The following is a 14,361-nucleotide window of genomic DNA, read 5'->3' as shown; positions in this document are numbered from 1 at the left end:
CGAATCGCGTGATGGAGTGAAGCTCAGCCCTGTTCTCGTGCTGCCCAATAGCGCTCGAGGTCGACGTCGGGCGTGCCGTCCTTGCCCGGGTCGATCGCCTTCATCGTGATCGTGTCCTCCAGGGACACGGACTCGGGAAGGTGGCTCCAGCGGTTCGCGTCCTCGCTCTGAGTCATGGTCCGAGAATAGACGGGGATCACGTCCAAAGCCCGGTAGAAATGCCGGTCGACCGCGTTTCGTCCTCTGGATGCGGTGGTTCGCAAACCGAACCACCGCATCCAGAGGACTAAACGCCCCAGGAAGCGCGGAGCGCGGCGAGGGCGTCGTGGAAACCGGGGAAAGTCTTCTTCACGCAACCCGGATCGTCCAGCGTGATCCCGGGCGTACGCAGCCCCGTGACGCTGAACGCCATCGCGATCCGGTGATCCCGCCGGCACTTCACTAGCGCCCCCGTCGGCACACCCGGCTGGATCTCGATCCAATCCCGCCCCGTCTCGACCGAGACGCCCATCGCGCGCAGGTTCTCCTCGCACGCGGCCAGCCGGTCGCATTCCTTGATCCGCGTGTTGTAGACGTCCTCGATCCGCACCGGCCCGTCCGCGAACGGGGCGATGGCGGCGAGCGTCGGCACGGTGTCGGAGATGTCGCGCATGTTCACCGTGACGCCGCGCAGCCCGCCCGTCCCGGTCACGGTGACGGCGTCCTGGCCGACCTCGACGTCCGCGCCCATCTTCCGCAGGACCTCGACGAAGGCCAGATCCCCTTGCAGGGCATCGGCGCCCAGCCCCGGCACGGTCACCGAGTTGCCGGTCAGCGCCGCGGCCGCGAAGAAGTAGCTGGACGTCGAAGCGTCGGGCTCGATCTCGTAGCGGCAGGCCCGGTACGGCGCGGGCGGCACGACGAACGTGTCACCGTCCCGGACGACCTCTACGCCGAAGCGCCGCATCATCGCGACGGTGATCTCGACGTAAGGCACCGAGACGAGGTCAGTGACGGTGATCCGCAGTCCCTCGGCGGTCAGCGGGCCGACCAGCAGCAACGCGGTCAGGAACTGCGACGACAGGCCCGCGTCCAGGGTGAGGTCGCCGCCCTTGATCCCGGCGGCCCGAACCACCAGCGGGTGATGGCCCGGCGAACCCTCGAAGGTGAGGTCGACGCCCAGTTCGAGCAGCGCGTCGGTGAGCGGCCCCAGCGGCCGGGCGCGCATCTGCTCGGACGCGTCGAAGCGGAAGGTCCCGTGCCCGGCGGCGGCCAGCGCCGGGAGGAACCGCGCGGTGGTGGCGCCGTCCCGGCAGAAGACGTCGGCGCGATCGACGGCGGGGCCTTCGGGCCTGCCGGAAATGGTCCACTCCGCATCGGAGCGGGAGACCTGATAGCCGAGCTTGAGCAGGCCTTCGGCGAAGCCCTCGGAGTCGTCCGAACGCAGCGGCCTGCCCAGCACGGTGGTGCCGTGGGCGGCGGCCGCGAGGAACAGGCCTCGGGCGGTGATCGACTTCGAACCGGGGATGTCGACGATGGTCACGGCGTGAGCATACGACGTGCGCGCGGAACCGATTCAGGAAGCGCGGGGCAGCCGACGGCCCGGCGGGGCCGACTCGAGCCAGGAAAGGAAACCGGTGAGGGCGCCGGGGCCCATCGCGATCTCGATCGCCTCCTGCGTGGCGGACTCACACCGCAGGACGATCGAGCCTTCCGGGACGGCGTACGCCTCCGTGCCGGACGGATCGCGCCGGTCCGCGATCTCCATGCTCACGCGTTCGAACACGCGATCCGGGCCGGTCCGCAGGCTCCAGACCCGGAACCAGACGAACTGCTCGCCCTCGTAGCGGCCCAGCCCCAGATGCCAGCTGGACCGCGCCTCGTCCGGACGCCACCGCAGCGCGACGCTCACGCCGCCACCGCGGCGCATCCGGACCCATCGCAACGAATACCAGGCCGCGAGCACGGCCAGGATGGTCAGGGCCCCGAGAACACCCACGGCGATTTCCACGGCCCGGCCCCTGTCCTTCGCCCGGTCAGACTGACTGACCGGCCGCGCGGAGCTGGGCGGTCGCCCTAGCCCGCTCTTGCTCGTCTTCGCCGCTCAGCGCCTTCTTGGCCGCATCGACGTCGATCTCGTCCGAAAGCTCCGCGCTCTCGGCGAGGATGCTCACGCCGGTCGCGGTGACCGACAGGAAACCGCCGTGCACCGCGGCGGTCACGGTCTCGCCGTCCGTGGTCGTCACCTTGACGACGCCACCCTCGACGAGCTGCCCGAGTACAGGCTCGTGACCGGCCATGATGCCGATCTCGCCCTCGGTGGTCTGCGCCACCACGAACGTGGCGGTACCGGACCAGAGACGGCGCTCGACGGCTACCAGCTCGACAGAAATCTCAGCCACGTAGCTTCCCTTCACCTCAGGTGCTGCCACCGAGTCTAATAGTCAAAGTTCCAACTATGCGAACGGCGGGACCAGCGTCCACAGTAGACACTGATCCCGCCGCTCATCGGAACATCACTTCTTGGTGATTTCCTTGTACTTCTTCTCGAGGTCTTCGAGGCCACCGATACCCAGGAACGCCTGCTCCGGGTAGTGGTCGAAGTCGCCCTTGGTGATGCGGTCGAACGACTCGATGGTCTCCGCCAGCGGCACCGTCGAGCCCGGGATCTGCGTGAACGCCTCGGCGACCAGCATGTTCTGCGACAGGAACCGCTCGATGCGGCGCGCGCGCTGAACGGTGAGCTTGTCCTCTTCCGAGAGCTCGTCCATACCGAGGATCGCGATGATGTCCTGCAGCTCCTTGTACTTCTGCAGGATCCGGATCACCTCGGAAGCCACCCGGTAGTGGTCCTCACCGACGATGGCCGGGTCGAGGATGGTCGACGTCGACGCCAGCGGGTCCACCGCCGGGAAGATGCCCTTCTGGAACACGCCACGCGAAAGCTCCGTGGTGGCGTCCAGGTGGGCGAACGTCGTCGCCGGGGCCGGGTCGGTGTAGTCGTCCGCGGGGACGTAGATCGCCTGCATCGAGGTGATCGAACGACCACGGGTCGAGGTGATCCGCTCCTGGAGCTGACCCATCTCGTCGGCCAGCGTCGGCTGGTAACCCACGGCCGAAGGCATGCGGCCCAGCAGGGTCGACACCTCGGAACCGGCCTGGGTGAACCGGAAGATGTTGTCGATGAAGAGCAGCACGTCCTGGTTCTGCACATCGCGGAAGTACTCCGCCATGGTCAGCGCGGACAGCGCGACCCGCATACGGGTGCCCGGCGGCTCGTCCATCTGACCGAAGACGAGGGCGGTGTCGTTGATGACGCCGTCCTCGGACATCTCCAGGAAGAGGTCGTTGCCCTCACGGGTGCGCTCGCCGACACCGGCGAACACCGAGGTACCACCGAAGTTCCGGGCGACACGGGTGATCATCTCCTTGATGAGCACCGTCTTGCCGACGCCGGCACCGCCGAACAGGCCGATCTTGCCACCCTCGACGTACGGGGTCAGCAGGTCGACGACCTTGAGGCCGGTCTCCAGCATCTTGGTCTTGCCTTCGAGCTGGTCGAAGGCGGGCGGATTGCGGTGGATGCCCCAGCGCTCGAGGTCGTCGCCGTAGCCGGGCTCGTCGAGGCACTCGCCGAGCGCGTTGTAGACGTGGCCCTTGACCTTGTCGCCGACCGGGACCGTGATGGGGCCGCCGGTGTCGGTGACCTCGGCGCCACGGACCAGGCCGTCCTGCGGCTGGAGCGAGATGGTGCGGACGAGGTTGTCACCGAGGTGGCTGGCGACCTCGAGCGTCACAGTCTTGCGGAGCTGCTCGAACTCGATTTCGACCTTGAGCGCGTTGAACTGGTCGGGAACGGAACCGCGCGGGAATTCGACGTCGACGACCGGGCCGGTCACCGAGACGATGCGCCCCTTGGCACGGGCTTCAGTACTGGTCATCAGTCATCACTTCCTGCTGCGGTGAGAGCGTTCGCTCCACCGACGATTTCGGAGATCTCCTGGGTGATCTGCGCCTGGCGGGCCTGGTTCGCCTCCCGCGTCAGCGTGTTCACCAGTTCGTTCGCGTTGTCCGACGCCGCCTTCATCGCGGTACGGCGGGCCGCGAGTTCGGACGCCGCCGACTCGAGCATCGCCGCGAAGATCCGCGTGTTGATGTACTTCGGCAGCAACGCGCCGAGCAGCTTCTCGGCACTGGGCTCGAACTCGTAGCTCGGGAGCAGGCTTTCCGGCTTCTCCTCTTCGCCCTCGACGTACTCGACCTCGAGCGGCGCGACGCGCTTGGCGACGGGACGCTGGGTGAGCATCGAGACGAACTCGGTGTAGACGACGTGGATCTCGTCGACACCCAGGATGCCGTCGGCGTTGCCCGACTCGTCGTCGGCGCCGTTCAGGAACGACTCGACGATGAGCTCACCGGCCTCCGCGGCGTTGACGTAACCAGGCTGGTCGGAGAATCCCGTCCAGCTTTCGGTCACCTCACGCCCGCGGAACCGGTAGAAGCTCAGGCCCTTGTTGCCGGTCACGTACAGCACCGGCTCCTTGCCCTGCTCACGCAGCAGCGTGAGGAGCTCCTCGGTCGCCTTCAGCACGTTGGAGTTGTACCCACCGCACTGACCCTTGTCGCTGGTGATCACGAGGACCGCCGCGCGCTTCGGGTTCGGACGCTCGACCAGAAGCGGGTGGTCGAGGTTCGCCGAGGCTCCGGCCAGGGCCGAGAGCACGTTCGTGATCTCGTCCGAGTACGGCCGGGAAGCCGCGACCTTCGCCCGCGCCTTGGTGATGCGCGCGGTGGCGATGAGCTCCATCGCCTTGGTGATCTTGCCGATGGACTTGGTCGCCTTGATACGCGACCGGAGTTCTCGGAGTTGTGCGGCCATGAGCTATCAGCTCACTTCTTCGGGGCGGGCTTGTTGACCTTGACGGTCTCCTGCCCGACCTTCTCGGCGTCCATCGCGTCGGAGACCTCGACCAGGCTCTTGCCCTCGGAGGTGGTGAACTCCTTCTTGAACTCGTTCACCGCGTCGACCAGCCCGGAAGCGGTCTCCTTGGAGAACTTGCCCGACTCGCGGATGTCCTTGAGGAGCTCTCCGTGCTTGCGACGCGCGGAGTCGACGAACTCGTCGCGGAAGCGACGCACGTCCTCGGTGGGAACGGTGTCGAAGTGACCGTTCGTGCCGAGGTACACCGTGACGACCTGCTCCTCGACCGGGATCGGCGAGTACTGCGGCTGCTTGAGCACCTCGTACAGGCGAGCACCACGCTCGAGCTGCGCCTTCGACGCGTCGTCGAGGTCCGAAGCGAAGGCCGCGAAGGCCTCCAGCTCGCGGTACTGCGACAGGTCGATACGGAGCGAACCCGAAACGTCCTTCATCGCCTTGACCTGCGCGGCACCACCCACGCGGGAAACCGAGATACCCACGTCGATGGCCGGGCGCTGACCGGCGTTGAACAGGTCCGACTGGAAGAAGCACTGACCGTCGGTGATCGAAATGACGTTGGTCGGGATGTAGGCCGACACGTCGTTCGCCTTGGTCTCGATGATCGGGAGACCGGTCAGCGAGCCCGCGCCCAGCTCGTCCGAGAGCTTCGCGCAGCGCTCGAGGAGACGGGAGTGCAAGTAGAAGACGTCGCCGGGGAAGGCTTCACGGCCCGGCGGGCGGCGCAGCAGCAGCGAGATCGCGCGATAGGCGTCGGCCTGCTTGGTCAGGTCGTCGAACACGATGAGGACGTGCTTGCCCTCGTACATCCAGTGCTGGCCGATGGCCGAACCGGTGTACGGCGCGATCCACTTGAAGCCGGCGGAGTCCGACGCGGGGGCCGCGACGATGGTGGTGTACTCCATCGCGCCGGCGTCCTCGAGGGACTTCTTCACCGCGGCGATCGTGGAGCCCTTCTGGCCGACCGCGACGTAGATGCAGCGAACCTGCTTCTTCGGGTCGCCGGAGTCCCAGTTGGCCTTCTGGTTGATGATCGTGTCCACCGCGACGGCCGTCTTACCGGTCTTGCGGTCACCGATGATCAGCTGACGCTGGCCACGGCCGATCGGGGTCATCGCGTCGATCGCGGTGATACCGGTCTGCAGCGGCTCCGACACCGGCTGGCGCTCGACCACCGAAGCGGCCTTGACCTCCAGCGGACGACGGTCGGTGGTCTCGATCTCGCCGAGGCCGTCGATCGGGGCGCCCAGCGGGTTCACGACGCGGCCGAGGTAGCCCTCGCCGACCGGAACCGAGAGGACCTGACCGGTCCGCTTGACCTGCTGGCCTTCGACGACGGTCTCGAAGTCACCGAGGATCGCGGCACCGATGGAGCGCGCGTCCAGGTTCAGCGCCACCCCGAGGACCCCGCCGGGGAACTCGAGCAGCTCGTTGGCCATCGCCGAGGGAAGGCCCTCTACGTGGGCGATGCCGTCACCGGCGTCGATGACGACGCCAACTTCTTCCCGGCTCACGTCCGGGGCGTAACTCGAGACGTAGTTCTCGATCGCGCTACGGATCTCATCCGAGGAGATCGTCAGCTCCGCCATTTCAATCCCGCTCTCGCTTCGTTCGTGCCAGTGTGCAAAGTCGTTGTTGTGGGGTCAGCCAGCCAGCCGGCGACGCAGGGCGTCGATACGCCCCGCGGTGCTGCCGTCGATGACCTCGTCGCCGACGCGGACGACGAGTCCGCCGCCCAGTGACGGGTCGACCTCGACGTGCAGCGCGAGCTGCCGCCCGTAAAGGGCGTTGAGCTTCTCGCTCAGCCGAGCGTGCTGCTCGTCGGACAGCGCGCTGGCGCTGGTCACCTGGGCGACCGAGCGCTGACGGCGTTCCGCGGCCAGCTGGACCAGCCGCTCGAGGGCGTTGGCGACCCCGCGTCCCTTGGCGCGCAGGACGACCTGCTCGACGAGGGTCTCGGTGACCACGTCCACCTTGTCGGCGAACAGGGTGCGGACGAGGGTCCGCTTCGCCTCGGCGGGAGCGGTCAGGTCGGACAGCGCCTGTTCGAGCTCCGGCGCACCCGCAACGATACGAGTGACCCGGAACAGCTGGTCTTCGACAGCGTCGATGTTCCCGGACTTCTCCGCACTGGTGAGCAGCGCCGAGCGGCCGAGGGCCTCGAGCCCGTCGGTCAGTTCGCGCGGGCTCGACCAGCGGCTGCCAGCCACGGAGTCGAGCACCTGCAGGGCCGGCTCGGAAACCTTGCCCGCGAGGATCCCGCGAGCGAGGCCGATCCGGGCTTCGGGCGTGGCAGAACCGTCGGCGACGGCCCGGCGCAGGCCGATCTCCCGGTCCAGCAGGGCGACGACCGAAAGCAGCTCGTCGCCGACCGTCGCCGGGTCCGTACCCGCGGCGGCCAGTACCTCGCCGAGACGATTCTCGGCGAGGTCGAGCGCTTCACGGCTCGCAGCATGCAGCGTCATTCTGGTCTACTTTCCCGCTCCGTTGGAGGCACCCGCGGTCTCCAGCTCGGCAAGGAACCGGTCCACGGTGCCGTGACGGCGCGCGTCGTCCGCGAGCGACTCGCCGACGATGCGGCTGGCCAGCTCGACGGAGTTGCGGCCGAGTTCGGCGCGCAGCTCGGCGATGATCTGCGCCTTCTGGGCCTGCAGCTGAGCCTGCCCCTGGGCGACGATGCGCTGGGACTCGGCCTCCGCCTCGGTGCGAAGCTCCGCCTTGATCTGCTCGGCTTCGAGCCGGGCGTCGTCGCGGATCTTCGCGGCCTCGGAACGGGCTTCCGCCAGCTGCGCCTTGTACTGCGCGAGGTTTTCTTCGGCTTCGGCCTGTGCCTTCTCGGCTCGCTCGATGCCACCCTCGATCAGCTTGGTCCGCTCTTCGTATGCCGCCTCGAAACGCGGGACGACGTACTTCTTCAGAACGAACAGCAGCAGAAGGAAGGCGATGAAACCGAGGATGAGCTCGGGAATGTGCGGCACGATCGGGTTGGGCGGCGCTTCAGCGGCGGCCAACGCCAATTCGGTCTTCAGCACAACGTCTCCTTAAGCGATGAGCGGAACTCAGCCTTAGGCGGAGGCGAGGAAGTAGATAACAATACCGATCAGCGCGAGCACCTCGGTCAGCACGAAGGTGGAGAAGGCGATGCTCTGCAGCTTGCCCTGGGCCTCCGGCTGACGGGCGGTACCGTTGATGACCGCGGCGAAGATCAGACCCACACCGATACCGGGGCCGATCGCGCCGAGGCCGTAACCGATGGCGGCGAGACCCGGGTTGATGTTGGTAGCGGCCTCGGCAGCCTGCGCAAGAACGATGTTGCTCACGTGCGTTTCCCTTCAAACTCGGTCCGCGCGACTCACGCGGATCGGGGGCTTTTGGTGTTTCTCAGTGCTCCGACGCCAGCGCGGCGCCGATGTACCCTGCGGACAGCAGTGCGAAAATGTATGCCTGCAGGACCTGGATGAATGCCTCCAGGAAGGTCATCGCGATGGCGAAGAGGAACGCCACCGGCGACGCGACCTTCACGATTCCTTCGCCCTCGGTCAGCAGGAAGCTCCCACCGAGCGTGAAGACCATGATGATCAGGTGCCCGGCGAACATCGCCGCGAAAACTCGGATCGCCAGCGTGGCCGGGGCGATGAAGAACTTCTGCGCGAACTCGATGGTGGAGTACAGCGGCAGAACGAACCCGGGAATACCCGCCGGCGCCAGTTCCTTCTTCAGGTAGCCCTTGAAACCGTGGCGTTTGAACCCGACGTAGTGGTACACCGGGTAAACGACAAGGAACGCGAGGGCGACCGGGAAGCCGATTCGCGCCATGGTCGGGAACTGGAAGAACGGGATGATCCCGAAGATGTTGTTCACCAGCACGAAGCTGAACAGACCCAGGACCAGCGGAATGAACGGCTTGAAGTCGGCAGAGCCGATCTGTTCCCGCGCGATGTTGTTGCGGCCGAAGTTGTAAATCGATTCGGCGATGAACTGTCCCTTGCCCGGGACGACCTTCAGCCTGCGCGACGACACCATGAAGTAGGTGACGAGGATGATCAGGGAGATGACCACCAGCAACATCGGCTTGGTGAAGCTCAACCAATAGCCGGAGCCGAACAACGGCGGTAGGTTGAAGTCTTTGACGCCAGGCGGCGTGAACTCCGCACCCTCGGCTAGTACCAGCGCGCCCACTGGGCTCCTTCCGGTTCTCCCGGCCGGCGTTCACTCCGCCGGGGGAATCGTCACGATCTGGACTTAACGTACCCGACACGTATCGGGCCGTCGGAGGCGGCCACCCCACGTTGTGCTGAACACGGTTTCACGTTCCGCACACGAGGATTCTCGATGCAGTGCTCCCGGGAGACAGACGCCTACCAGCGGGTAAGAGGGGACGATTCAACACCGTCGCCACACTGCTGTTCGGGGTTCGTCATCAGGAGCCGGCAGCCGAGGCCGCCGCCCATACGCGGACCATATCAGCAGGTACCGACGGGCCGTACAGGCGTACTACATTGCCCCCGATCAGCCGAGGACCTAGGTCCCGTCCCAGGCCAGGACCTCGGTCCCGCGATCAGCGGGAGGCGGGGATGATCGTCGGGATCTTGGTCTTGCGGAACGCCGCGAACTCCACGGCCGCGGCGACGAGAATCGCGACGATCATGGTGACACCCAGCGCCATCGGCTGGATCGAGGTCACTCCGCGAAGCAGGCTCAGCGCCGCGAAAAGCAGGACGATCTTGAGCACGTAACCACCGAGAGCGATCACCATGACGAACATCGGGTCCATCCCCGCGCTGAAGCGCATGAGGCCCAGCGTCGCGAGCGCGGACACGATGGCGAGCACGCCGCCGATGACCGAGCCGAGCAGGCCAGGGAGTCCATTGAGGATGGTGAAGACCACGACGCATACGAGCACCGCGGGCGGGACCAGCATCAGGGACGCCTTCATCATCGCGTTGGCCGCCTGCAGAACCACCTTGGCGTGGGGGTTCTCCTCCGCCTCGACGGTCTTCTCGGTCTCGCTCACAGAAAGCTCCCTGGTCGTCTCAGCCCGCCAGTGTAGGCCCGTGCCGGTTTCGGCTTTCAAGCAGTCCGGTTCCGCGAACGCAGCCTGGGGATGACCGACACCAACGTCGCCAGCAGGAAACCGAATCCGACAATCCAGAAAACCGCGACACTGTCGAAGAGTGTCACCGAAACCGCGCCGAACGCGAGCAGGCCCGCCCACAAGTAGATGAGCAGTACCGCGCGGCGCTGCGAATGGCCGATCTCCAGCAGGCGGTGGTGCAGGTGCATCTTGTCCGCGGCGAACGGGCTCTCGCCGCGACGGGTACGGCGGACGACCGCCATGATCAGGTCGAGCATCGGCACGAACAGCACCGCGGCGACCACGACGAGCGGCGAGAGCAGCGCGAGCGCGTCCTTACCGCTGAACTGCGGGTACGGCACACGGCCCGACGCGGACGTCGTCGCACCGGCCAGCATGAGCCCGATCATCATCGAGCCCGAGTCGCCCATGAAGATCTTCGCGGGCTGGAAGTTGTACGGCAGGAAGCCCAGACAGGCCCCGGCGAGCGTCGCCGCGATGAGGGCGGGCGGGTACGCGCCGACGTCGCCGCCCGAAGAGTCGAGCAGGCCGAGGGAGAACGAGCACGTCGCCGCCGCGGCGATGAAGCCGAGGCCGCCGGCGAGCCCGTCGAGGCCGTCGACGAAGTTCATCGCGTTGACCATGACGACCACCAGCACGACGGTCAGCAGCGCACCCTGGTTCTTGTCCAGCACCAGCACCTGGCCGAAGGACTCGCCGCCACCGCCCCACGGGACCCAGAAGGACACCCACTGCACGCCGAAGATCACCAGGATCCCGGCGCACATGACCTGACCCGCCAGTTTCGTCCAGGCGTCCAGCTCGAACCGGTCGTCGAGCGCGCCGATCAGGGAGATGACCCCCGCGGCGAGCAGGACACCCAGCGAGTCGAAGGAGAAGTCGAAGCCGCGGCTCAGCGCGGGCAGCTGGTGCGCGAGCCCCATCGCGGCGGCGACACCCAGGAAGATGCCGATGCCGCCCATCCGCGGGATCGGGGTGACGTGCACGTCACGGGCCCGCGGGTTGGCGATCGCCCCGATCCGGATGGCGACCCGGCGCACCACGCCGGTGAGCAGGAAGGTAACGGCCGCCGCGGTGAGGGCGACGAGGAGGTATTCCCGGATCGGGAGGCCTTGCGTGGGAGGCATGGTGCGTTACGCCGCCGAGGTCCAAGTCACCTGAACACGCTACCGCGCTGGGGGGATACGGCGGCCAACGGTACTGACACCCGGTGAATCAGGCGAGTGACTCCGCGGGCACACCCAGTACTTCCGCGACCGCCGCGCGGCTGACCGCGCCCTCCCGCAGGATGACCGGGTCGTCGCCGGTGAGATCGACCATCGTGGACGGAACGGGCTCACCGGACGAGCCACCGTCGAGATAGACCGCGACGCTGTCGCCGAGCTGGTCGACCGCTTCCTGTGCGGTGGTGGCGGGCGGCTGCCCGGAGACGTTGGCGCTGGAGACCGCCATCGGGCCGACGTCACGCAGCAGTTCCAGCGCGACCGGGTGCAGCGGCATGCGCAGCATCACCGTTCCGCGTGACTGGCCCAGATTCCACTGCAGGCTCGGCGCGTGCGGAAGGATGATGGACAGGTCGCCGGGCCAGAAGGCTTCGATGAGCGCGCGGGCCTGCGGCGGCGTGCCGAGCACCAGTCCGTCCACAGTGGACCAGGAGCCGACGAGGACACCGACCGGCATGTCCGGGCCGCGGTTCTTGGCCCGCAGGAGGGATTGGACGGCGCCGGCGTCGAAGGCGTCCGCGCCGATGCCGTAGACCGTGTCGGTCGGGAGGACGACGAGGCGGCTGGAGCGCACCGCGCTCGCCGCCGCGGCGAGCCCGTCGGCCCGCGTTTCACGCTTGCTGCAGTCGTACACCGCACTCATGGCAGATGAGCCTAGCCTGCGGCCTCGTGAGTGGTAATGACGGTTAGAACCACCATTACCACTCACGAGCCGACTCGGATCAGAAGGCGCTCGCCTGGGGACGGCGGGAGGGCGGCCGCGCGTGCGGTGAGCCCTTTTCACCTTTCGGTGAGGCGGACGGGACAGCGGCACGGGTAGGCCCTGCACCGAGCACACCGTGCTGGTCGTGAGTGTTGAGTGTCGTTCTAACGACACTCAACACTCACGACCAGCCCCCGGACCTCAGACTGCGGCGGACGGCGGGGTCACGAGCCCACTCGGATCAGAAGGCGAACGCGGTACAGACCGACGTCGCCGTCTTCGCCGGGTCGGCGATCGACGTCGCGGTCAGCTTGATGTGCGCGACGTGGTCACCGCCCGCGGCCCGCTTGGCGTGTGCCGTCGCCGAGGACCGGCCGCCGAACGGGACGGTGGACAGCTCGTTCGGCAGCCGCACTTCCCAGCCCTTCGCGCTGGTGGACGCGCTCAAGCGGTAGGTGTCGGTGTCGTACGGCGCCGCCGCACCCTTCGCGTCGCCGGTGTTGAACACCGGGAACGAGCAGCTCGCGAGGCCGTTCCTGGCGAACGCCGGGGCCGACGGCCACAGCGAGACACCCCTGGCCTGCGCTCCGGCGCCGTCGAGCGAGGCCACCGTGACGACGTAGGACAGCACGCCCTTGCGGTCGCGCTCGACGTCCGAGACCAGGAACTTCAGCCGGTTCGCCTGATCGGTGTACTCGTACTTGCTCGCCGAACCGGTGCCCGCCTTGAACGCGGCGTCGTTGAGCTGGCGGTAGTCGCCGATGGGGATCGGCACCGGGGTGCCGTCCGGCTTCTTGTAGTCGGTCATGCCGATGTCGGCCGGGTTCGCGTCGACGATCCATTCGAACGGCGCGTTGTCCTGGTTCTTGGTCTTCGCGATGAGGACACCGGAATCGGGTGCGAAGGAATCGCTGCCCATCCGGTCGACGACCTCGACGGTGTAATTGTTGTATCCGCCGCCGTCGCAGAACGGATCCTTCGAGCGGTCGCATTTCGGCGAAAGGTCCCCGCCGGTGAGCGCGATGTTGATCCCGCTGTACGCGCCCTGTCCCGGCAGCACCGAACGCGCCGTGATCCGCGCCGAAACCGGGCCGGACTTCGCGAGCTGGTTGCGGTCGAGTTTGAGCACGTCTTCGGGGTCGATGATGTCGAGCTTCATCTTGGTGCGCAGCATGTGGTGCGCACCCATCGAACCGCCCTGCGTCGCCGGGATCTGCCAGCGGGTGTGCGGTCCGCCCGGGCCGTTGAAGGTGCCGCGGGACATCATCTCCCACGGCCCGGTGTACGCACGGGACGGCGGGTTGCCGAACGGGTTGTTGTAGTTGTCGCCGATGCCGAGAATGTGGCTGAATTCGTGCGCGTAAACGGCCTGACCCGAGCTTTCCGCCTGGGTCGAGGAGCCGGTGACCGCGTTCGGCCAGATGCTCGACGCGGATTTCCACGACGTCCACGGAACGTACCGGGTGGACGCGGCGTTCGGCATTCCTTCGACACCGGGGCCGAATTCGTCGGGGACGTTGCCCGGCTCGCCGAATTTCATCACGCCGAATTCCTGCCAGGTCGAACTCTCGTCCTGACCGGCGGAAAGATAGAAGATGAAGTCGAACTGCTTGGCGACGTCACCGACGTCGGCCCGCCAGGCCGCGCCCGCGTCCGCGCGCAGGTCACGCTTGCAGTTCGCGGTGGGCGGGCAGGCGTCCGGCTGGAACTCCATGCCGTATTCGAAGGACTTGCCCGGCAGCCGGTACGGCCCGAACGCGGTCAGTTCGACGCCCAGCCTGCCGCCGGAGTCCTCCATCCAGTATTCGTTGATCGTGTGGCCGTGGTTGAGCGCCTGCGGCTTGTTGAGGAAGTCCTGGTAGAACTTCGCGACACCATCCCGGGGGATGTTGCTGGCGGCGGGGCCGGGGTTGCCGAACACCGTCGAGTGCGGGGCCTGCGTGACGGCGAATTCCTGATCCGGGTAGTCCGCGAGCACCACGGCGCCCTTGAACATCCGCTTGGTCGGCTTCAGCGCGGGATCGGCCCAGTTGGTGCCGGGTGGCTTGCGGTAGTCGTCCCACGTCATGTGGTCCTGGTTCTCCCAGGTCGACCCGTCGATCGGGGCCGGCCAGCCCCGCACGGGCGCCGCGGCGGACGCGGGCTCGGCGAGAAGGCCCGGCAGCAGTACGGCGGTGGCGAGGACGGCGAGTGTTCTGAGTGGGGTTCGTCGGAGAGACGATCGCATCGGGGTACACCTCCCAGTCGGACCGCCGATCAGGCGGCCTTGGTCGACGTTAGGAGGTGGGCTTTGCCCTGGGCACCGCCGGAAGTCGTGAGTCCCGCTAACTACCCGGCGCCGCTCTCCCGCGTTTCGTCCTCTGGATGCGGTGGTTGCACGCGCAAGTACCGCATCCAGAGGACGAAACGCGAGGGGAAGGAC

Annotated in this window: 15 protein-coding genes; all 15 read right to left on the bottom strand. The window is 67.1% G+C overall.

Annotation, left to right across the window (positions count from 1 at the left end):
• Positions 1 to 23: 23 nt before the first annotated feature.
• Positions 24 to 176, bottom strand: a complete 153-nt coding sequence (locus tag SD37_RS43605; protein WP_235783760.1) for a hypothetical protein — start codon at positions 174 to 176, stop codon at positions 24 to 26.
• Between the two features lie 110 nt (positions 177 to 286).
• Positions 287 to 1,522, bottom strand: coding sequence for a 3-phosphoshikimate 1-carboxyvinyltransferase (aroA, locus tag SD37_RS07650; RefSeq protein ID WP_044852457.1), 1,236 nt, complete (start codon positions 1,520 to 1,522; stop codon positions 287 to 289).
• A 33-nt stretch (positions 1,523 to 1,555) separates the two neighbouring features.
• Complete coding sequence (locus SD37_RS07645; RefSeq protein WP_044852456.1) at positions 1,556 to 1,990, bottom strand: DUF2550 domain-containing protein; 435 nt, start codon at positions 1,988 to 1,990, stop codon at positions 1,556 to 1,558.
• A 25-nt stretch (positions 1,991 to 2,015) separates the two neighbouring features.
• A complete protein-coding gene (locus SD37_RS07640; RefSeq protein ID WP_044852809.1) occupies positions 2,016 to 2,381 on the bottom strand; it encodes a F0F1 ATP synthase subunit epsilon in 366 nt (121 codons plus the stop codon).
• A 114-nt stretch (positions 2,382 to 2,495) separates the two neighbouring features.
• Positions 2,496 to 3,920: a F0F1 ATP synthase subunit beta gene (atpD, locus tag SD37_RS07635; protein WP_044852455.1), complete on the bottom strand. Its 1,425-nt coding sequence runs from the start codon at positions 3,918 to 3,920 to the stop codon at positions 2,496 to 2,498.
• Entirely contained in the window at positions 3,920 to 4,858 is a 939-nt protein-coding gene (locus tag SD37_RS07630) for a F0F1 ATP synthase subunit gamma (protein WP_044852454.1), read from the bottom strand. Before SD37_RS07630 ends, atpD begins: the two co-directional genes overlap by 1 nt.
• 11 nt (positions 4,859 to 4,869) lie before the next feature.
• Positions 4,870 to 6,507 carry a F0F1 ATP synthase subunit alpha gene (gene atpA / locus SD37_RS07625; protein ID WP_044852453.1) on the bottom strand — a complete coding sequence of 546 codons (1,638 nt, stop codon included), beginning with the start codon at positions 6,505 to 6,507 and terminating at the stop codon, positions 4,870 to 4,872.
• 54 nt (positions 6,508 to 6,561) lie between these two features.
• Entirely contained in the window at positions 6,562 to 7,383 is an 822-nt protein-coding gene (locus SD37_RS07620) for a F0F1 ATP synthase subunit delta (protein WP_044852452.1), read from the bottom strand.
• 6 nt (positions 7,384 to 7,389) lie between these two features.
• On the bottom strand, positions 7,390 to 7,950 hold the full coding sequence (locus SD37_RS07615) for a F0F1 ATP synthase subunit B (protein WP_044852451.1): 561 nt from the start codon (positions 7,948 to 7,950) through the stop codon (positions 7,390 to 7,392).
• Between the two features lie 33 nt (positions 7,951 to 7,983).
• Positions 7,984 to 8,238 carry an ATP synthase subunit c family protein gene (locus tag SD37_RS07610; RefSeq protein ID WP_044852450.1) on the bottom strand — a complete coding sequence of 85 codons (255 nt, stop codon included), beginning with the start codon at positions 8,236 to 8,238 and terminating at the stop codon, positions 7,984 to 7,986.
• A 61-nt stretch (positions 8,239 to 8,299) separates the two neighbouring features.
• Positions 8,300 to 9,097 carry a F0F1 ATP synthase subunit A gene (gene atpB / locus SD37_RS07605; protein ID WP_044852449.1) on the bottom strand — a complete coding sequence of 266 codons (798 nt, stop codon included), beginning with the start codon at positions 9,095 to 9,097 and terminating at the stop codon, positions 8,300 to 8,302.
• Between the two features lie 379 nt (positions 9,098 to 9,476).
• Positions 9,477 to 9,932 (bottom strand): hypothetical protein, encoded by a 456-nt coding sequence (locus tag SD37_RS07600; protein ID WP_044852448.1) that lies wholly within the window; start codon positions 9,930 to 9,932, stop codon positions 9,477 to 9,479.
• Positions 9,933 to 9,988: 56 nt separating this feature from the next.
• Complete coding sequence (locus SD37_RS07595) at positions 9,989 to 11,140, bottom strand: glycosyltransferase family 4 protein (protein ID WP_037320046.1); 1,152 nt, start codon at positions 11,138 to 11,140, stop codon at positions 9,989 to 9,991.
• A gap of 88 nt (positions 11,141 to 11,228) precedes the next feature.
• Positions 11,229 to 11,879, bottom strand: coding sequence for an L-threonylcarbamoyladenylate synthase (locus tag SD37_RS07590; protein WP_044852447.1), 651 nt, complete (start codon positions 11,877 to 11,879; stop codon positions 11,229 to 11,231).
• A gap of 301 nt (positions 11,880 to 12,180) precedes the next feature.
• The gene (locus tag SD37_RS07585) at positions 12,181 to 14,166 is read right to left on the bottom strand and encodes a M6 family metalloprotease domain-containing protein (RefSeq protein ID WP_044852446.1); all 1,986 of its coding nucleotides are present in this window, start codon (positions 14,164 to 14,166) and stop codon (positions 12,181 to 12,183) included.
• Between the last annotated feature and the right edge of the window lie 195 nt (positions 14,167 to 14,361).

The organism is Amycolatopsis orientalis, assembly GCF_000943515.2.
In the GTDB taxonomy this organism is placed as follows: domain Bacteria; phylum Actinomycetota; class Actinomycetes; order Mycobacteriales; family Pseudonocardiaceae; genus Amycolatopsis; species Amycolatopsis orientalis.
This window is presented reverse-complemented; position numbering and strand designations above follow the sequence as displayed.

What these genes read in the sequence shown, in the direction of transcription:
- SD37_RS43605 (WP_235783760.1), bottom strand. Translation starts at nt 176, where the DNA reads ATGACTCAGAGCGAGGACGCGAACCGCTGGAGCCACCTTCCCGAGTCC.
- atpD (WP_044852455.1), bottom strand. Translation starts at nt 3,920, where the DNA reads ATGACCAGTACTGAAGCCCGTGCCAAGGGGCGCATCGTCTCGGTGACC.
- SD37_RS07630 (WP_044852454.1), bottom strand. Translation starts at nt 4,858, where the DNA reads ATGGCCGCACAACTCCGAGAACTCCGGTCGCGTATCAAGGCGACCAAG.
- atpA (WP_044852453.1), bottom strand. Translation starts at nt 6,507, where the DNA reads ATGGCGGAGCTGACGATCTCCTCGGATGAGATCCGTAGCGCGATCGAG.
- SD37_RS07620 (WP_044852452.1), bottom strand. Translation starts at nt 7,383, where the DNA reads ATGACGCTGCATGCTGCGAGCCGTGAAGCGCTCGACCTCGCCGAGAAT.
- SD37_RS07595 (WP_037320046.1), bottom strand. Translation starts at nt 11,140, where the DNA reads ATGCCTCCCACGCAAGGCCTCCCGATCCGGGAATACCTCCTCGTCGCC.
- SD37_RS07590 (WP_044852447.1), bottom strand. Translation starts at nt 11,879, where the DNA reads ATGAGTGCGGTGTACGACTGCAGCAAGCGTGAAACGCGGGCCGACGGG.
- SD37_RS07585 (WP_044852446.1), bottom strand. Translation starts at nt 14,166, where the DNA reads ATGCGATCGTCTCTCCGACGAACCCCACTCAGAACACTCGCCGTCCTC.